The organism is Mycobacteroides sp. CBMA 271 (assembly GCF_009729205.1).
GTDB lineage: Bacteria > Actinomycetota > Actinomycetes > Mycobacteriales > Mycobacteriaceae > Mycobacterium.
On record NZ_VTHB01000002.1, the window covers coordinates 209,588 to 229,055 of the forward strand.

Annotated in this window: 15 protein-coding genes; 7 read left to right on the forward strand and 8 right to left on the reverse strand. The window is 65.4% G+C overall.

Features of this window, described 5'->3' with window-relative positions:
* Positions 1 to 22 precede the first annotated feature (22 nt).
* Positions 23 to 484, forward strand: a complete 462-nt coding sequence (locus FZI91_RS06440) for a hypothetical protein (protein WP_155938022.1) — start codon at positions 23 to 25, stop codon at positions 482 to 484.
* 57 nt (positions 485 to 541) lie between these two features.
* Entirely contained in the window at positions 542 to 1,021 is a 480-nt protein-coding gene (locus tag FZI91_RS06445; RefSeq protein WP_162525414.1) for a hypothetical protein, read from the forward strand.
* Here FZI91_RS06445 and FZI91_RS06450 read toward each other — a convergent pair.
* From FZI91_RS06450 to FZI91_RS06475, 6 genes are all read right to left on the reverse strand, one after another.
* Positions 1,015 to 1,419: a hypothetical protein gene (locus FZI91_RS06450; protein WP_155938024.1), complete on the reverse strand. Its 405-nt coding sequence runs from the start codon at positions 1,417 to 1,419 to the stop codon at positions 1,015 to 1,017. The two genes, FZI91_RS06445 and FZI91_RS06450, sit on opposite strands and share 7 nt — an antisense overlap.
* A 77-nt stretch (positions 1,420 to 1,496) precedes the next feature.
* Positions 1,497 to 2,156 (reverse strand): hypothetical protein, encoded by a 660-nt coding sequence (locus FZI91_RS06455; protein WP_309224033.1) that lies wholly within the window; start codon positions 2,154 to 2,156, stop codon positions 1,497 to 1,499.
* A gap of 13 nt (positions 2,157 to 2,169) precedes the next feature.
* Positions 2,170 to 2,838, reverse strand: coding sequence for a hypothetical protein (locus tag FZI91_RS06460; RefSeq protein WP_155938025.1), 669 nt, complete (start codon positions 2,836 to 2,838; stop codon positions 2,170 to 2,172).
* Between the two features lie 4 nt (positions 2,839 to 2,842).
* On the reverse strand, positions 2,843 to 4,348 hold the full coding sequence (locus tag FZI91_RS06465; protein ID WP_155938026.1) for a dynamin family protein: 1,506 nt from the start codon (positions 4,346 to 4,348) through the stop codon (positions 2,843 to 2,845).
* Positions 4,345 to 6,210: a dynamin-like GTPase family protein gene (locus FZI91_RS06470; RefSeq protein ID WP_309224034.1), complete on the reverse strand. Its 1,866-nt coding sequence runs from the start codon at positions 6,208 to 6,210 to the stop codon at positions 4,345 to 4,347. Before FZI91_RS06470 ends, FZI91_RS06465 begins: the two co-directional genes overlap by 4 nt.
* A 143-nt stretch (positions 6,211 to 6,353) precedes the next feature.
* A complete protein-coding gene (locus FZI91_RS06475; RefSeq protein WP_155938027.1) occupies positions 6,354 to 7,577 on the reverse strand; it encodes an IniB N-terminal domain-containing protein in 1,224 nt (407 codons plus the stop codon).
* 387 nt (positions 7,578 to 7,964) lie between these two features.
* Between FZI91_RS06475 and FZI91_RS06480 the strand changes: the two genes are divergently transcribed.
* Positions 7,965 to 8,354, forward strand: a complete 390-nt coding sequence (locus tag FZI91_RS06480) for a DoxX family protein (protein ID WP_162525416.1) — start codon at positions 7,965 to 7,967, stop codon at positions 8,352 to 8,354.
* Positions 8,355 to 8,370: 16 nt separating this feature from the next.
* Here FZI91_RS06480 and FZI91_RS06485 read toward each other — a convergent pair whose 3' ends face one another.
* The gene (locus tag FZI91_RS06485; protein WP_155938029.1) at positions 8,371 to 8,997 is read right to left on the reverse strand and encodes an Rv0340 family IniB-related protein; all 627 of its coding nucleotides are present in this window, start codon (positions 8,995 to 8,997) and stop codon (positions 8,371 to 8,373) included.
* 180 nt (positions 8,998 to 9,177) lie between these two features.
* On the opposite strand from FZI91_RS06485, the gene FZI91_RS06490 reads away from it, so the two are divergent.
* From FZI91_RS06490 to FZI91_RS06505, 4 genes are all read left to right on the forward strand, one after another.
* Complete coding sequence (locus FZI91_RS06490) at positions 9,178 to 11,028, forward strand: Hsp70 family protein (RefSeq protein WP_155938030.1); 1,851 nt, start codon at positions 9,178 to 9,180, stop codon at positions 11,026 to 11,028.
* A gap of 62 nt (positions 11,029 to 11,090) precedes the next feature.
* Positions 11,091 to 13,487, forward strand: coding sequence for an isoniazid response ATPase/transcriptional regulator IniR (gene iniR, locus FZI91_RS06495; RefSeq protein ID WP_309224036.1), 2,397 nt, complete (start codon positions 11,091 to 11,093; stop codon positions 13,485 to 13,487).
* A 160-nt stretch (positions 13,488 to 13,647) separates the two neighbouring features.
* Positions 13,648 to 16,644 (forward strand): (Fe-S)-binding protein, encoded by a 2,997-nt coding sequence (locus FZI91_RS06500; protein ID WP_162525405.1) that lies wholly within the window; start codon positions 13,648 to 13,650, stop codon positions 16,642 to 16,644.
* 7 nt (positions 16,645 to 16,651) lie between these two features.
* The gene (locus FZI91_RS06505; RefSeq protein ID WP_155938550.1) at positions 16,652 to 17,962 is read left to right on the forward strand and encodes a pyridoxal phosphate-dependent aminotransferase; all 1,311 of its coding nucleotides are present in this window, start codon (positions 16,652 to 16,654) and stop codon (positions 17,960 to 17,962) included.
* An 86-nt stretch (positions 17,963 to 18,048) separates the two neighbouring features.
* On the opposite strand, the gene FZI91_RS06510 is transcribed toward FZI91_RS06505, so the two are convergent.
* On the reverse strand, positions 18,049 to 19,389 hold the full coding sequence (locus FZI91_RS06510) for a UDP-glucose/GDP-mannose dehydrogenase family protein (RefSeq protein ID WP_155938033.1): 1,341 nt from the start codon (positions 19,387 to 19,389) through the stop codon (positions 18,049 to 18,051).
* Between the last annotated feature and the right edge of the window lie 79 nt (positions 19,390 to 19,468).

Below are 19,468 nucleotides of genomic sequence, written 5' to 3' on the forward strand. Positions count from 1 at the left end.
GATCTGCGTTAGGCTCCGCGCGATGAGTGAGCACGAAACCCCGAACGCCCCCGATGACGACGAGAGCTATTTCTCGGGGCTGCTCGAAGAGATCGACAAGCCGAAGCCGTGGTACCGGACGGGGCCGGCAATCGTGGGCATCATCGCCGCGATCATCGCCATCGCCGCCGTGCTCATGACCATTGTGTTGGCCACAGACAAACGCGTCGTCAACGACAACACACCGCTGACCTCGACGCCGTCGGCATCGACCGAGCCCACCTCGCCCTCTTCGGAACCGTCGACGACGACCGCCACGACCACCACGAATGAACCGGTGGCACCCGCACAGACCTCCGAGCCCACCTACTACGAGCCCCCGAGAACCACGGAGTCGACGACGTACCAATACCCGGCGATTCCGGCGCCGCCCGCTATTCCGCAGATACCGCAGATCCCTCCAATCCCGCCGATTCCACAGATTCCGCAAATCCCGGGGCTCTAAGGGAGTTGGGTTACGCTCCGGTTCATGTCTTACCCGGAGCCGCCCGAAGACCCGACGATGTTCAACCAGCAGTACCACGACCAGGAGCCCGAAGGGCCCAATCCTTGGTACAAACAACCCGCGGTGCTGATCGCGCTGGCAGGCGCCGGAGTGGCCGTTATCGCCGTAATCGCGGCACTGGTGATCACCCGCAGCGACAAGCCAGCCCCGGCGGGAACCACCAGCTCGCTGACCTCATCGACTACCAGCAGCTCAGCGCCGGCCGGCGGCCATGAGGGACACGGCGGAAGCACCACCGGCGGCAACGCCACGGTCACTGAGACCCAGACCGTATCCGAGTCGCCAACTCAGAGCTCCGAAACGACGACAACCACCACGGCTCCGACGACCACCACGACGACGACTGAGCCGACGACGACCACCACCACCACTCAACCGACGACCACAACAACGCAGCCCACTACGACGACGGGTCGTTCGGTAGTCATCCCGATTCCGGGCGGCGGCAACGTCGAAGTACCCGTCGGGGGTCAGTGAGCCATCCGCATTCCCGGCGGGCCGGAGATTCCGCCTGGCGGGCCCGGCATCCCCTCATGGGTCTTGCCGGGTCGGCTCGGGGACGGCTCGTTCCATAGGTGGCCCGCCGCGCACATCGCGACCACGAAGCACAGCACACCGACCGGAATGGCAATCGCACGCCGCGTATCAAGCTTCGCGGCGCACTGATCGTGATAACTCGTCGAATGCTGACCAGTGATCTGGGCCCTATCGAGCTCCGCGGATCGAGTCAGGCGCGGCCCGACCGGCATTCCACAAGTCACCGCCTGTGTGCCACCGCCTGTTTCGACCTGGATCGACACCGGCGTCAACAAGATCGCCATCGCGGCAATCGTCGCGATACCGCAGACAACAGATAGGCAACCTCGCCCTCGCATACCCCGGACGCTACGCCGTCAAGGGCACGCAATGATGGCGATTCGGCATCTGCGCCAGTACAAATCGGGCACGACTTTTAGCAGGCAGTGCTCTTTGCGGTGCGGCAGATCGGTGCCGCCACCTTTCGCAGAACTTGCTGATCGTCGGTGTCCACCCAGGGTGCACCGACGGCACCGGTGATGGCGTTGGTCACGGTCAGCTCGGCCACCGTTCCGGTGCCCGGGGGCGCCACCACGTATAGCCGGTACTGGGGTTGCTTGCCGCCCTGCGGTGGCAACGTCACCGTGGCGGCGTGCCCGGCCGCCAAGTCGGTCACGCTGACCTGGGCGCCGATGGGGTTGAAGCAGTGGTCCAGCCTCGCCCGCAGCGACCGATACACGGTCGACGCATATTGATCGGTGACCCAGGTGTCGCCCGGCCAATGCGCGATGACCTGCACCGCCGTCCACCCGGACTCGTCCGAACTCTCTGTCGATGACGCCGATTCAGGCGATTGCGGCAGATTCTCCCCGAGCGAGAAACACAGATTCGCCGACCAGAAAGCGGGACGATCAACCGTAACCGCGTTGCGCGACAAGGGAGCCCAGTGCGACACGTGGTCCATCGGAATGTCCCGCGGACTGGTCCACACGGTGTCGGGCAACGGCTTCGGGTCAGCGGCGGCCGGAACCGCCGTCGTCAGGCCAATGATCGCAGCCATCGCCGATACTGCCTGCAGCCACCCGCGCACCGTCACCGACAATCCCTCTTTAGCAGGAGCCCTTGCACAACGGCTGGGCCAGAGCACGCAGGACGGTCGCGTCTTCGACGGGCTTCCACGGCGAGGGCTCGCGGCCTGTGCGCGGCACCGTGACTGCCAACTCGGAGATAGTGCCCGATTCCGGGGGAACCACGTTGTAGATATGGACTTCGCTGGCGGGGTTGTCCCGGTCCGCGCCGACCAGCAACGTCGCCGCAAAGCCGTACCACGAAGGTGCGGGGCGCAGGTCGACGCTGATCACGTCGCCGATTCCCGGGCAGTAGTTGAGCTGGGAACGGATACTGCTTTGGAACGCCGAGGCCGCATCCAGGGAGCCCTCGGGCCACTGCCCCGCCGCCTGCACTACGGACGCCGCGGTGCCCGCTGCGGTCTGCGTCGCGATACCCGAGGCCGGCGGCAGCAGGTCCGCAGATGGGCTTCCGCAGAGCCGCGAGCTGAGGAACGATGCCCGACCGGTGGTGGTCGGGCTGGCCGCTGACCAGTGATATTCGCTGTTCATGGGGATATCGCCGGGCCGGAGCCACGCAGCGGCAGGCACGGGCTTGGGCGCAGGCGCAGCCGGATTGGGGGTGGGTTCGGCTACGGCGGTCCCGGCGCCGAGGCCCAGGCCAAACCCGGCCACGAGGGCGAAAATCGCGACGAGCAGACGCTTCATCATCTGCTCAGTATGCCGGGCGGTCGTGCTGAGACAACTGGGTGGACAGCTGGGTAAGGACACCTTCGGCACTGCGGACAGCCGCCAGGCACAGCCGGCTAGTGAAGGGATCGTTGAGCGGATACTCGGCCCGCGCTCGCCAGCGACCCACGGCGTCCAGCGCCGCTCGCCGCGGATCGGGGCGCGTCTCGTCGAGACCTAGGCGCGCCGCGGGCTCCGTACCGGAGGCCCCGAGTAGCCGACGAACAAGCATCGTCTCGTGCTCGGTGAGCGTGGTGGTCCGCGAGGTCAGTTCAGCCAGCAGCCGCAGCTCATCGAACGCATGGGTATCGGCCAGCAATGGATCGATAGCGTCGATGACCGCGCGACCACCCTGGACCGCATAGGTGGTGAGCACCTGCCGAGCGGACAGCAGCGCGGTATGCGATTTGAGAATGCCCGCGCGCTGCCCGAACTGGTTGGCGATGATGTTGTGCAGTTCCACCAGCCCGCTGCGTTCGAGGAGTTCCACGGCCAACCCGTTGGCATCGACAACACCGACGCGAATGACCGCTACCGAGATCCGAATGCCGAACATCCCGAATCGGTGCAGCAGCGCGGTTCGGGTCTGCACATCGAGCGGCAGCGAGTCGTCTTCGCGCACAAACCTGTCCACCGAAAGCAGGGCCTTGGCCATTACCTGCGGGTCCAATTCGGCCAACTTCTGCAGTGCCACGAATTCCGCCTGACGCAGCGTGCGGGCAGTGAGCGCCAGCAGCCCGGCGACCGGCACGACGGCCTGACAGATCCCCGTGCGCTCCATCTCCCCGGCGAACCGGGCGGCAACCTCACGTGCGGACAACATCGCGTCGAGCCGGCCCACCCCTATCTCGTCAGCGCGCGACACCACGCCGACCACCCCGACCGCGCCCCCGCGCTCCCCGCCGACGAGCTTGCCAATCTGGGTGAGCAGCGCAATATCGGCGGCGTTCAGGCTGCGCAGCAGAAATATCACCGCGTCAACCCTGGGGACACCGTCATCGGGGACGAGTAGTGCCAGGCTGCGCTCGGAGACATCCGTGGACAACGAGGACGTTCCCGGGGTATCGATGAGGGTGATCTCATTCAATTCCGGTGCAGGCCAATGTACGTCGAGGTCGACCACCGAAGCAGGGTCAAGGCGGCCCAGCTCGAATGACAGCCCGCCGTTCCGGCGAATCGGAATGTCCTGACGGGCGCCACCGCCCAGGTTGGCGGTGGCCTGCGGTGCAGCCCCATGCCGGAACCACGCCACGATCCGAGTGGCCTCGGTAGCATCTGTGGGCGCAATATCTTCTCCGACAAGCGCATTGACCAGAGTGGACTTGCCTGCGTTGAGCGTGCCGGCAATCGCCACCCTGATCGGTTCGTCGAGCCGGGCCGCGATGCGCCGCAGTTCGTCATGCGGCTCGGCAGCCTGGGCGTACCGAGGGTCCTGTTGATAGGCACGCATGGCATCGCCGATGATGGCGCGGGCCTGCGTGACGGTGCTCATGCGTTACCCGCTGTTTTTCGCGCGGGGGCCTCATCGGAAGGCTGCAGACCTTCCACATGGGTGTTGACCTGGCGCAGGATGTTCAGCTGACGCTCCACCTCACGGGTGCGTGAATCGCGATCCTCCGCCTCCAGCCGCGCCGATGCGATGGCGGCCTGCAGCGATTCGTTGAGCGATCGGGTGGTCTGGTTGGCGATGTCGCGGAAGTGATCCCGCAGCTGACGCTGGACCAGCCGTAGCCGGTCACGCGACTCCTTGAGCACCACGAAGGACACATCATCGAGGAAACGGCGCACGTTCGTCTTGGCCTCACCACGGATGCGCAGCATCCGATTCTCCATATCCTCGGTGTAGGTCTTCTTTCCCAGCATCGCGCCGGCGCCCAGCGAGATCAGGTTGAACATCCCGAGCCCGGCGACGGTAGTCAGCATTCCGAACATAATGACGCCGCCGTAGGACCCGCGCAGGCCGGTGATCGCCTTGTGCCCCAACTTGATCGGCTTCGCTTCCAGCTTGGACAGCGACTTCATGTCACCCAAATCGGCGCCCATCTCGCTGGCCCGTAGGCGTGGCATCTTCACCGAGTCCATGCCCGCGGTGGCAAATGTTTCGGCCACCTGCGCGGCCAGATGCATTGCCCGCTGATGCGCCCAGACGAAGTTATTGCCCACCGAATTGGCCACTGCCTGTTCAAGTTTGGCACCAACCTCGGCCCAGTTCTTGGTGGGATCGCTGCGGTCGATGACCTCTTCGGTGCGGTGCAGGATGCGCCGGAATCGCGACTGCAAGTCGTGTTCGACATCGGTCGACACGTCGGAAATACCGTCGCCCAACACCTGCTGCCACAGGGCAGTGTGCGCCAGCACTTCCTCGGCTTCACGCTTGCGGCGTTCCAGATCCGAGGTGAGCTCGTCGCGGCTCTGCGGGTCCTCCAGCGCGCTGAGCTCCGCATCCAGGGTCAGCGTCAGATGCTCGGAGGCCGAACCGATCTCGGCGACGGCCTGCTGACGGGTATTGGCCTGCTGGTCGGCGATCGCATTGCTCAGGAAGGTCACCAACGCGGGGAAATTCGATTCCGCGTTGAGCTCCTTGTCGTTGAGCTGCAACGCGTGTGAACGCAGCGCCGACGACACCGTGATGGCGGGGACGGTGATCTTCGCGCGCTGCAGGTGCGCGGAGTTGGCGGCTACCACTGCCCGCCAGTGCGGGTACAGATCGGTCTTGGTGTTGACGATCGCCGCGGCCGGGCACAGGTCGAGCGCCTGCTGGATGAAAACCAGTTCGGGTTCGGTGAATTCGGAGCTGAGGTCGCTAACCATGAGCATGACGTCGGCGTCGGGCAGCAGCCCGAGCGTGCTCGACAGGTGCGGCTGCCCAAAACCGCCGACACCCGGCGTATCCACCAGGCACAGACCGCTTTTGAGCATCGGGCTGGCAACCTTGATTTCCACCCGCAGCACCTCGCGGCCCTGGGCCTGTGGCGCCCGCTTGAGGTCCTTGCCGATATCGGCGACCGGAATTGGGATGATCTCGGGTTCGCCGGCCAGCCCGCCGCCGTCATACTGTTCGGCGGGGGCCACCACCAACGCGGCAGACGGCTGGTCGCCGTAACTGATAACGGTTGTCACCGAGGTGGTTTCGTCATCACCGACCCGAGCCACCGGCATGTTGAGCAGCGAGTTGACCAGCTGGCTCTTGCCCTGTTTGAGCTGCCCGGCCACCACCACACGCAGGGGCCGGTCCACGAGGAGTCGATCAGCACGGTCCAACCGATCGATCAGATCACCCCGGTCGTTCTCTACCGCGATCTTGCGCACATGCCCCAGCAGCTCGTTGATGAGCGCAAGCTGCTCTTCACTCACGGTCACGCACCCTTCACTCGATAGTCGTACTTACTGTGCCATCTTCTTTGGCCAGCACGGATTCATGCATGCACGGATAGGCCAAGGTCCACGCGTATGCCCCGCACCCTTCCGGAGAAGAGGTGCGGGGCATACGTCCGCCGCTAGTGGTGCTCGGTTCCCGGCAGAGTGGTGTGCTCGGTGGCCGATGCGTGACCCTGGGCCTGCGCCTGAGCCTCGAATCCGGTGCCGGCGGCTGCGTGCGAACCCATTGAGGAATCGAACGATTGGTTCATCGAGCCCGACGCGCTGTGCGAGGCGTTGAGCGGGCTGCTCAACGAATCGTTGATGGCGCTGCTGTGCGAGTTGCTCACCGCGGCGCTGCTGGATGCGGAGTGCGAGGTGTTCAGCGAGTCGTTGATCGCGTTGGTGTGCGAGTTGCTCACCGAGGTGCCGGTGTGCGCCTGGTTATTGGACGCAATGTCGGTGTTCACCTTGTTGTTCGACGCGATATCGGTGTTGGTGTTGGTGCTCGTCTGGTTGTGCGAGCCGATATCGGTCTGTGTCTTCACCTGGTTGTGCGAGGCGATATCGGTGTGGGTGGTGTTACCCGAGCCGATGTTCGTTGAGCGATCCGTGTTGAACGAGTCGTTGATGTTGGTGGTGTTGCGCTGCGAGTGGTCATCGACAACGGTGACGCTCTTGTCGATGCCCGCCGAGCCGTGCCCGCTGACGTTGGTGTAATCGCCACCGACCCGAGTGTCGCTCTGGTCCACGCCGACCTTGCTGCCGTGGTCGGCGTTGATGATGTTGCTATCGCGCACATCGCCGTTGACCGCGGTGGAACCCTTGCCGGAGGCGATGGGGCCGGAGTTGCTTCCGCCCACAGCCACTGCACCGTCACCGATGGCGTTGGTGTCGCGGTTACCGAACTGCAGGTCGCCGAAGTTCAGGTCCAGCAGCGGACCGCGGTTGAAGCTGTCGACGTTCCCGCTCGGGCTCATGACCTGGTTGCCGCTCGCGATCGGGTTGTGGCTCGCGAAATCGGTGTCGTTATGGCTCATGAAGTCGTTGTTACGGGGGCTGAAGTTGTCGCGGGGGCTCAGCAGCGACGGCGACAGGATGCTCGGAGCATCGGGCTGCGCTGCGTAGTAGTTCTGCAGGTTGCCCGAGAGGTCGTTCATGTGGTTGCCGGTGTTGACCCACTGCGATTGGTAGCCGTAGTTGGAGGCCACCGACTCGGCGACGACGGGCATGACCGCGCCCACCTGTGCGGCGGTGACGGCGGACAGTCCGGCGTTGGCCAGGGAGGCCTGCGGATCGGAGACATAGCTTGCGGCCGCTACCGGGTCGCGGAACAGGTTGAGGATGAAGTCGATGATGGACATTTGATTACTCCTAGAGGTCTCTCAGTTGTCGGAGTCAACCGGTTCTGTCCGGTCGAACTGAATACAAACCTACGAACCTGCAAGCCCCCTGAAAACGGGAAAACTTCCCCTTCTCCGTCCATCCCCCATGGGGGTTCATCGCCATCCCCATTAGGGGATTAGGGAGTCGCTAGGGGTGTCGACGGCCAGCGTTCATCGCGCGCTTTACTATGTTTGCCAATGGATGGCGTAGCCGCCATCGAAGTTTCCGAGAAATCGACGTCTCCGCACCTCAATGCCTACAAAAGGGTTCTCATTGCGGGTCGTATCGACGTACATCGCAGTAACGCGCCACCGAGGAGGAACGGGCTCATGCAGGTCCAGAAAGTCGGCCAGACCTTGCGATGGGTGATTCCCACGGGAGCCCGCCTGGTATTTGGGGTCATCTTCCTGCTAGAGGGGACCCAGAAAATCTTTGGTTGGTGGAGCGGATCGCCCACGGGTTCCGGACATCCCGAGCCGTTCCTCACCTGGCCGTACTGGTGGGCGGGCGTGTTCGAGCTGATACTCGGCATCCTGCTGACGGTTGGACTGTGGACACGACTATCCGCAATCCTCGCGGCGGGAATGATGGCCTACGCGTATTTCTTCGAACACCTGCCGGTGCATTGGGAACCCATGCAAAACGGCGGCGCCTTCGCCGCGACGTTCTGCTGGGGGTTCCTGCTCCTCGCGCTCACAGCAGACGACACCCGGCTATCCCTTGATCGCATGCTGGCACGTCGTACTCAGCGGTGAACCGGCGAATTCGTCGCTAGAACTGGTCGATTCCGGGATCGATCGCGTGATGATGCTCGGCGTTGATCGTCGGGTCCAGGAACGGGTCGTGCAGCACGGGGCTGGCCGCGGCACCCAGAGCCGAGCCCACCTGCAGCGGGTCCAGGTCCAACCCCGCAACGACAGCCTGTGCCGGCGCCTGGAACTGGTCGACCGCCGCGACGGCGCTGTCTGCCGACGGCACGAACTGGTCAGGAACCGTGATGGCGTCCGGCCGGTTGATGACGTCCGAGACCGCGCCGGTGGCCGTGTGCAGGCCCGCATCCAGGCTCGGATCGTGCGTCGGAGCGGTGAATGGTGAGTCGAATGCCTCGAAGGCCCGAGTCGCCGCACCACTTGTCCAGATGTTGTCGACAGGAAGCGCCGGATGCGCGGCGTGCGTCAGGTCGGCCGCCGCCGGGTTGGCGGCGAGCTGCGCGACCTGACTTCCCAGGCCGGCCGGTATTGACTCACTGACCACCGGAATCAGCGCGGAAACGTCCGCGGGCTGGACACCGTCCAGCTGTGCGTCGGCAATGACCTGCTCGGGATTGGCCGCATACTGCGCGGCCATATCCTGGTCACGGACTAGCGCCATGACGAAATCCAGCAGGTTGTTGCCCATATCAGCGATGGTAGGAGCCCGCCGGAGCCACGGCTACGGGGAGCGTCCCGTTGCCTACCCAAACCCATTGGGGGACGCGCGTTAGGGGATGTGCGGTGATTAGGGGGTGTGACGGCCGTCATCCCCTACTGTTGGGCTGCGGGGTGAAACATCACAGCACCGCAGAACGAACGGATAGGTATGGCTAACGCACTGGGACTCTCGATCGGCGCCACTCAACTGGTCGCGACACCCGATGACTCTCAGAGCCAACCCGTCGTCCGCAGCTCGATCCTCACCCTCCACGAGGACGGCCCACCCGAGGTGGGCGTCCCCAGCCACCCCGGATTGACGCTCACCGGATTTGTCGGCAGGGTCGGCGATCCCGTCGGCATCGTCGCGGCGGACGGATCGGTTCACCGGGCCGAGTGGGCCCTCACCGAGGCGATGCGCGTGTTGATCGCCGACGCGGCCTCGGGTGCCGATTTCACCGCGCCTCCCGTGCTGTCCGCCTCGGTACCGGCCCATTGGAGCCCGCAGACTGTTAGCACGCTGCGCGATGCGATCGACCGCGTGCCGGCACTCGCTCCCGGCGGCAGGCAGCTGAAGCTGATCCCGGATGCACGCGCCGCCCTGGAGTCCTTGGCTGCCGGCCCGGGAGCACCCGATCGCGGCGTCGTGGTGGTCTGCGATCTCGGCGGTTCGGGAAGCAGCATCTCCCTTGCCGACGCCGCGCGCGGATTCCAGCCGATCGGGCAGACCGTTCGATTCGTCGAGCTCTCCGGTCACCAGATCGACCAAATGCTGCTGACTCAGGTGCTCACCGACCTCAACCAGGACCCCGAGGGCACCACCTCGATGGGTGCGTTGACTCGGCTGCGCGATCAGTGCCGTTTAGCCAAGGAGCGTCTCTCCGGTGAGACCACGACTTCAGTGCCGGTGGAACTGCCCGGAATCGCCACGGAGGTGCGGCTCACTCGCGCCGAGCTGGAAGAGCATCTGCGCGGACCGCTCTCGAATCTGATCGACGCGATACAGGACACCGTGGAGCGCAACGGAATTCATCCGGCGAACATATCCGCCGTGGCCTCCGTCGGCGGCGGTGCCAGCATTCCGATTGTCACCCAACAGCTTTCCGAGCGGATGCGAGTGCCCGTCATCACCGGTCCGCAGCCTCAGCTCGCGGCCGCGCGTGGCGTGGCCCTGCTCGCCACCCGACCCGACCTGCCGCCGCAGGACGCCACCGCGATGCGGCCGGTGGAGCAGCAGCCGGACGCCACCATGATGCGTCCAGCGCCGACCGGCACCGGAACCTTCGCCGCTCCGGTGGCCGCTGCCGCAGCCAGCAACGAGCCGGAATTGGCATGGTCCCAAGATGATTCGGCCCCTGATCTGTCGCCGCTGCAAGATTCGGGATACGAAGGGTACAGCACCGGCTACGCCGTCGACCTCGACGATGAGTACGGCGGCCCCGCCCAGCCCACCACCGCACGCCCCGAGCTCCAGTTCAGCCACGAACCGTACGCGGACGAGGACGACTACGACGATTACGCACCGGTGCCGTGGTATCGCCGGCCGGTGCTGTGGTTCGTCGCGGCGGCCGCCGTTGCGGGGATCGCCTTCACCGGAATGATGGTGTCGTTGACCAGCAGTGAATCACCCGCCCCGGCCACGACGACACCGAGCATCAGCGTGGTGCCGAGCACCGGCGATGCCCCATCCGAACCGCCGCCGCCTCCTCCGTCACCGGAACCCCCACCGCCGGTGGTACCCACGGCATCTCAGTCGGTGCAGCCGCCACCACCGCCGCCCCCTCCCCCGCCGACAACAACCACCACCACACCCCCGACGACAACAACCACCACGACTACCACCACCACGACAACGACAACCACCACGCCGACTACCACCACCACCACGACAACCACGCCGCCGACAACAACAACGACCCCACCGACGACCACGACGACGGAGCCAGTGACGACATCCAAGTCGACGCCCAAGATCACGATCCCGGGGTTGCCGCCGATCCCGATCGGTCCGGGCCGCTGAGCGCCCCTCGCGACAACGGAATCCCCGGGACATTCGACGGAATCGCCTCGGCGGTAACGACTATCACGCCTTCGCTTGCTAGGGGCGGCGGCAAGGTACTGATCATCGGGACGGCCGGCAGCGGCAAGACATCCGTGTTGGCCCGGGTTCGGGAGGCGTTGGCCGCGGCCGGCACATCGCCGATCAACCATGTCCCGGAGAACACTCCGAACGAGAAGTCCGGCCCCTTCGTCATCGACGACGCCGAGACCTTGACCGATCGGCAGCTCGACATTCTGCGCGCAGTAGTGGAGAACGATCCCGCCGCGATCGTCGTGGTGGCGTCGGCACCTCGACGCAATCCGGCCCTGCGTGCACTCTTCCGGGCCTTGGAACGCGAATCACCGTCGATCGCACTCGATCCCGCCACCACGGGCGATATTGTCCGGCTTTCCCCTAAATCATCTGCTCACGCGGAGGAGATCGCCTTCGCGGCGGGCGGTATGCCGGCCCTGGTGGCGGCTGCCATTAATCATCTCGATGACGCCGATCCACGTGATTCGGCCCTGCGCGCCATCGATTCCCGCATTGACGAACAGTTGCGCCGGCTATCCCCGCCCGCCCAGTCCTCCGTGTTGCTGATGTCCTTGGATCCCGGCATCGGCGCCTCGGATATTGCTGCGGCACTTTCCCTTTCCGACGCCGATGACGTGGTAGACGAGGCGCTGGCAAGCGGGCTGGTTCCCGGTCCCAGCCAGGGCGCCTTCGCGGCGCGAGTACACGGCTGCGCGACCCGACTACTCGGCGCGGCCCGGCATCTCGATGTCGAGCGGTCACTGCTGCGCACGCAGCTCGACATCGGTTCGGTGTCTACCGACTTGGCCCTGGCCTTGGTCGCCCACGGCCTGCGCGACCGGGAGATCGCCGGGCTGCTCTCCGATTGGGCGGCAACAGAATCTGATCCGCTCGTCGCCGCCGACTTGTACCAGGCCGCACTGACCGCAGGCGCCGAACCGGGTCCGCTGCGGGTGCCGCTAGCAGAGACCCTGGCGCGCGCGGGGAACCTGACCGCTGCCGCCGCCCAGGTCGATGACGCACTCACCGACACCGAACCGCAACACCGCGCTGCTGCCGTGGGCATCGCGGCAGCGATCGCCTGCCACAGCGGCGACTCCGGCCAGGCGGTCGCGTTGTACGACTGGCTGGGATCTCAGATCGACGCCCTCACAGCGTTTTCAGCGGCACCGGTGTTCGTCGGCATCGGCCAACTAGACAAGGCGCGAAAGGTCCTGGAGGACACCACAGGAGCACCGCCGACGACGTCGGCAACGGCAACACGAAATGCCGCGCTGGGTGTTATCGCATCTGTGGAAGGCCGCAGCCAGGAGGCGCTGTCGCTACTGGGGCAGGCGGTCACGCAACAGCCATCCACGTCTTCGTTTACCCCGGACAGCACCGTTGCCCTCGCGGCGTTGACCATGCTGCACGGCGGCGACACGGCGCGCGCCCGCGGCATTCTTACCGGCGCGATCCGAGCCGACCGGCCGCATGACACCTTCGCAGTGCGCCACCGGCTGCTCCTCGCCTGGATCGCCATGCTGTCCGGCGACCTGGCCGGCGCCACCCGGTGGCTGCCCGAGGCGGAAGCAGAGTTCTCGCGCCGCGACCGGCTGTTCGCCGAGTCGCTGCGGACCGGCATCGCGCGGCGCCATGGGGATACCGGTCCGCTGCGACAGCACTGGCAGGCCTCAATGGATGCCTTGTCGGCGTACTCGATCGATCTCTACACGCTGCTTCCCGTCGGTGAGCTGTGGGTCGCGGCGGCCCGGTTGCGCACCCTGGACGCTATGTCGCACCACGTGGATCGAGCGTTCGCGGTGTTAGCGCAGCTCGGCGATCCGATCGCCTGGTCCGCGCCGCTGCGGTGGGCAGGTGTACACGCCGCGATCCTGACCAATTCGCCCGAGAGCCTCGCCCCGCACGGGCAGGCGCTCGCCGCGGCGGCCGGATCTAGCCCCTACGCGCGCACCCTGGCGACGGCCGGACGCACCTGGCTGCGCGTGCTTGCCAATCAGGTAGACGGCGCCGAGGTGGATGCCGCCGCGCGACTGCTCGCCGATACGGGCTTGGGGTGGGATGCCACCCGATTGGCCAGCCAAGCCGCCCTGCACGCGAACGATCCGAAGGTGGCGGCTGCGATGCTCGCATTGGCCCGCGACCTACGGGCGCCATCCGCCGCCATCGACGGCACCCCTCAGCCCTCCTCTGCTCCCCAATCTCCGGCGTCGACACGCCTTTCGGATCGTGAGCGCGAAGTCGCCGAGCTGCTGCTCCGCGGGCTGCCGTATCGCGATATCGGTGCGCAACTATTCATTTCAGCGAAGACGGTCGAGCATCACGTCGCGCGCATTCGCCGACGACTGGGAGCCGAGTCACGCTCCGACATGTTCTCGATGCTGCGGGCGATCTTGGCCTCGTAAATGCGAGAAAGTTCACCCATTCGGCGGGTTAGGTAAGCCTGACTAGGACTTTCGACCCCGTCAATGCGACGATGACCTCGCATCTGACACAAGTTACCGGCCAGTAACATTACACTTGTTACCGACGAGTAACTTATCGGACCGGGAGGTCAGCACCACCGTGACTAACGCGACGCTCATTCTCGGATTGATCGGCGTCATCTACAGCGCCATCGCATGGGGCTCGTTCTTTGGCGGCGTCGTGAAAATGCTCCGCGTCATCCTCTCCGGGCAGCCCGACGGCACCCGGTGGCGCCCGATCGTCCCCCGCGTCAAGACCGTCATCATCGAGGTCGTCGCGCACACCCGGATGAACAAGTTCCGCACCGTCGGCTGGGCGCACTGGCTGGTGATGGTCGGCTTCCTCGGCGGCTTCCTGCACTACTTCGAGTCTTACGGGCAGACGTTCAACCCCGAATTCCACTGGCCATTCTTCGGCGCCTCCTTCGCCTGGGAAATCTGGATCGAATTCCTCGGCGTCGGCACCATCGTCGGCATCGTCACGATGATCGTGATCCGGCAGCTCAACCACCCGCGCAAGCCCGAGAGGCTGTCGCGGTTCGGGGGCTCCAACTTCATCGCCGCGTACACCATCGAGATGGTGGTGCTCAGCGAGGGCATGGGCATGCTGCTGGTGAAGTCCGCCAAGATCGCGACGTACCACCACACGAACCCGTATTCGGATCCGGTCAGCTCGCAGGTGGCGAAGCTGCTGCCAGAGAGCCCCCTGCTGGTGTCGGCCCTCTCGCTGTCGGTGATGTTCTTCGGTGGGCTGTTCCTGCTGCTGGTCGGCCGCAACCTGGTCTGGGGCGTGGCATGGCACCGCTTCGCGGCCTTCTTCAACATCTATTTCAAGCGCGAGGCGGACGGGGGCGTCGCGCTGGGCGCGGCCAAGCCGATGATGTCCGGCGGCAAGGTGCTGGAGATGGAGAGCGCCGATCCGGACGTCGACGCGTTCGGCGCGGGCAAGGTCGAGGACTTCAGCTGGAAGGACCTGCTGGACATCACGACGTGTACCGAGTGTGGTCGCTGCCAAAGCCAGTGCCCCGCCTGGAACACCGGCAAGCCGCTGTCCCCCAAGCTGCTCATCACCTCGCTACGTGACCACACCTATGCCAAGGCCCCGTACCTGCTGGCCGGGGGCGATGACGCCAAACTTGCGAAGCTGTCAGCGGCCGAGATCGCCGAGGGCCAACGTGCCCTGGTCGCCCACGGCGGGGTTATCGATCCCGAAGTCCTGTGGAGCTGCACCACCTGCGGTGCCTGCGTGGAGCAGTGCCCCGTCGATATCGAGCACGTCGACCACATCATCGATATGCGGCGCTACCAGGTACTCATCGAATCGGAGTTCCCCGGCGAACTCGCGGGCCTGTTCAAAAACCTTGAAAACAAGGGCAATCCGTGGGGCCAGAACTCCAAAGACCGCCTCAACTGGATCGATGAAGTCGACTTTGACGTCCCGGTGTTTGGCCAGGACGTCGACAGCTTCGCGGACTTCGAGTACCTGTTCTGGGTCGGTTGCGCCGGCGCCTACGAGGACCGCGCGAAGAAGACCACCAAGGCCGTCGCCGAATTGCTGGCCCTGGCCGGAACCAAGTTCCTGGTGCTCGGCGCCGACGAGACCTGCACGGGTGACTCCGCCCGCCGCGCCGGAAACGAGTTCCTATTCCAGCAGTTGGCCATGCAGAACATCGAGCTGCTCAATTCGGTGTTCGACGGTGTCGAGCAGAAGCAGCGCAAGATCGTGGTCACCTGCGCGCACTGCTTCAACGCGCTCGGTAACGAGTACCCACAGGTCGGCGGCGACTATCAGGTGGTGCACCACACCCAGCTGCTGAACCGCCTAGTGCGCGACAAGAAGCTGGTCCCCGTTGCGCCGGTTTCGCAGGATGTCACCTACCACGACCCGTGCTATCTGGGCCGCCACAACAAGGTGTACACCGCACCCCGCGAACTGATCGGCGCCTCGGGTGCCGCCCTCACCGAAATGCCAAGGCACGCAGAGCGTTCCATGTGCTGCGGCGCCGGTGGCGCGCGCATGTGGATGGAAGAACAACTGGGCAAGCGCATCAACATCGATCGCGTTGACGAGGCCCTGGCCACCCCGGCAGCCAAGATCGCAACGGGCTGCCCGTTCTGCCGCGTGATGCTCACCGACGGTGTCACCGCGCGCGACGATTCCGGCGCCGTGGAGGTCGTGGACGTCGCGCAGCTGCTGCTCGAATCCGTGGGCCGCACCGAGGAAATTCGGAAGGCACTGCCCGCCAAGGGAACCGCCGCGGCAGCGGCAGCCGAGCGGGCGGCCACCACGGTCGCCGCGCCCGAACCCGCTCCGGCCGAGGTGGAAACACCGGCAGCCGAGACGGTTTCGGCACCTGCTGCCGATGCGAAGCCCGTGTCGGGTTTGGGCATGGCCACCGGAGCCAAGCGCCCCGGCGCCAAGAAAGCTGCGACTCCTGCCGCCGAGGCACCTGCCGCTCCTGCCGCCGACGCGAAGCCCGTGTCAGGTTTAGGCATGGCCACCGGAGCCAAGCGGCCCGGCGCCAAGAAAGCGGTCGCTCCCGAGACCGGCACAGCCGAGACTCCCGCTGCTGCGGCACCCGCCGCGCCGGTTAAGGGCCTCGGGATGGCAACCGGAGCCAAGCGACCGGGTGCCAAGAAGGCCGCCCCCGCTGCCGAAGCGACCACCGAGGCACCCGCACCAGAGGCAGCACCCGCCGTATCTGCTGCGCCCGTGCCTCCGGTCAAGGGCCTCGGCATGGCGACCGGAGCCAAACGACCCGGCGCCAAGAACGCCACCCCGGCAGCAGTCGCTGAGCCGGCTCCAGTCTCGACGCCAGAGCCCGAGGCCGCGGCACCGTCCGCACCCGCCGCTCCGGAGCCACCGGTGACGGGCCTTGGCATTGCCGCGGGCGCCAGACGTCCTGGCGCTAAGAAGGTGGCTCCCGCCGCCGCAGCCACTCCCGCCCCGGCCGCTGAAGCTGCCCCTGAACCCGAGCAGCCTGCTGCCGCGGAACCGGCGATGGAAGAGACGCCCGAGGCCAACACTGCGCCCGAACCACCAGTCAAGGGCCTCGGCATGGCTCCGGGAGCACGCCGTCCAGGTCGCCGAAATTAGATATTGGCTGGACAGCAATGCCACCATTGAGACCGTGAGTACCGATAACTTGCCGACTGACGTGCCCCCGCGCGTGCCTGGCCTCTCGCCACGGCAACATCAGCGGGTCTTTGCGCAGTCCACCAAGCTGCAAGACGTCCTTTACGAGATCCGTGGACCGGTACACGCACACGCCGCCCGGCTGGAGGCCGAGGGGCATCGCATCCTCAAGCTGAACATCGGCAACCCGGCGCCATTCGGTTTCGAGGCGCCCGACGTGATCATGCGCGACATCATCCAGGCTCTCCCGTACGCGCAGGGGTACTCCGACTCCAAGGGCATCCTGCCGGCGCGGCGCGCGGTGGTTACGCGCTACGAGCTCGTCGAGGGATTCCCCTACCTGGACGTCGACGACGTCTACCTCGGTAACGGCGTCTCCGAGCTCATCACGATGACCACACAGGCACTGCTCGACAACGGCGACCAGGTGCTCATCCCGGCGCCCGACTATCCGCTCTGGACGGCGGCGACCTCGCTGGCCGGCGGCACCGCGGTGCACTACCTGTGCGATGAGACCAACGGCTGGATGCCCGATCTCGAGGATCTGGAATCCAAGATCACCGAGCGCACCAAGGCGCTCGTCATCATCAACCCAAACAACCCGACGGGTGCGGTGTACAGCCGCGAGATCCTCACCAAGATGGTGGAACTGGCGCGCAAGCATCAGCTGCTGCTGCTGGCCGACGAGATCTACGACAAGATCCTCTACGACGATGCCGAGCACATCAGCGTCGCATCACTGGCCCCGGATCTGTTGTGCTTCACCTTCAATGGTCTGTCCAAGGCGTACCGCGTGGCGGGCTATCGGTCCGCATGGCTGGCGATCACCGGACCCAAGGACCACGCGGCCAGCCTGCTTGAGGGCGTGAACCTGTTGGCCAACATGCGCCTATGTCCGAATGTGCCTGCCCAGCACGCAATTCAGGTCGCGCTTGGCGGACACCAGAGCATCGATGACCTGGTGTTGCCTGGCGGACGGCTGCTGGAGCAGCGCGACGTGGCATGGACCAAGCTCAACGAGATCCCCGGCGTCTCCTGCGTGAAGCCCCGGGGCGCGCTGTACGCGTTCCCGCGCCTCGACCCCGAGGTGCATGAGATCCACGATGACGACCAGCTGGTGCTTGATCTACTGCTGAACGAGAAGATCTTGTTGACCCAAGGCACGGGCTTCAATTGGCCTGAGCCCGATCATCTTCGGATCGTCACGCTGCCGTGGGCCCGCGACCTGGCGGTCGCCATCGAGAGGCTCGGGAACTTCTTAACGAGCTACCGCCAGTAGCTCGTCCCTGCATCGACACACCCGTTAGTGGCGAACATATGCGAGACGGAACCGCCACAACACGGCGTGTCGGCGGTGTACCCAGGTCAGGCGGGGGTTAGTTCCTCCACACGCTTACCCAGGCAGAACACCCGCCACCCGGCGTTGACCCACTTGGCGACATCCAGGCAATTGCGTCCATCCACAATCACTTTGGTGCGCACCACCGTGGCCAGCTCATTGGGATCGATATCCACGAACTCCTGCCATTCGGTCAGGAGCAGGACGGCATCGGCGCGGTCGGCGGCTTCGAGCGCAGAGGTGGCGTAGTTCAGCGTCGGGAAGAGCCGTCGGGAGTTCTCCAGCGCCTTCGGGTCGTAGACGTTGACGGCCGCGCCGTTGAGCTGCAGCAGGCCAGCAACATTAAGTGCCGGCGAGTCGCGCACGTCATCGGATTCGGGTTTGAACGCCGCGCCCAACACCGCAATGTTGGCACCGAGCAGCGATCCGCCGCACGCCTTGGTAGCAAGCTCCACCATGCGGGTGCGCCGCCGCATGTTGATGCTGTCGACCTCGCGCAGGAAGGTCAGGGCGTGGCTGGCGCCCAGCTCGCCTGCGCGCGCCATGAAGGCGCGGATGTCCTTGGGCAGGCATCCGCCGCCGAAACCCAGGCCCGCATTGAGGAATCGTCGTCCGATTCGGGGGTCGTATCCGAGGGCATCGGCCAACGTGGTCACGTCGGCGCCCACCGCCTCGCACACCTCGGAGATGGCGTTGATGAACGAAATCTTGGTGGCCAGGAAGGCATTGGCCGAGACCTTCACCAACTCAGCGGTTTCTAAATCGGTGACCAGGAAGGGAACTTCCTCGTCGAGGATGGGCCCGTACAGTTCGCGGACGAGCTTCTCAGCGCGATCCGAGTTCTGCTGCACGCCCAACACGATCCGGTCCGGGTGCAAGGTGTCCTTGACGGCATAGCCCTCACGCAGGAACTCCGGGTTCCAGGCCACCTCAACATCGACGCCCTCGGCCGCGAATCCCGCTGCCCGCTGGCTCAGTTCACGTGCAGTACCCACGGGGACCGTTGACTTGCCGATGATCACAGCCGTCCGGGTCAGCAGCGGAACCAGAGTGTCGATCACCGAGTGGACGTGCCGCAGATCCGCCCCATACTCGCCCTTCTTCTGCGGCGTACCGACGCCGAGGAAGTGCACATCGGCGAACTCGGCAGCCTCGGCGTAACTCGTGGTGAAACGCAGCCGTCCGGATGCGATGTTGCTCTGCAATATCTTTCGCAGACCCGGCTCGTAGAACGGAATGTCGCCGGACGACAGTTTGGCGACCTTACCTGGGTCGATATCGATGCCGAGCACCTCGTGGCCGAGTTCGGCCATGCAGGCGGCGTGAGTGGCGCCGAGGTACCCGGTCCCAAAAACGGTGCAACGCATACTGTCTATATAGGCCCGCAGGGTTAGCAACCTGGATACGCCACACCATCGGTGTCCTAACGCCGGATGTACGGCGAAC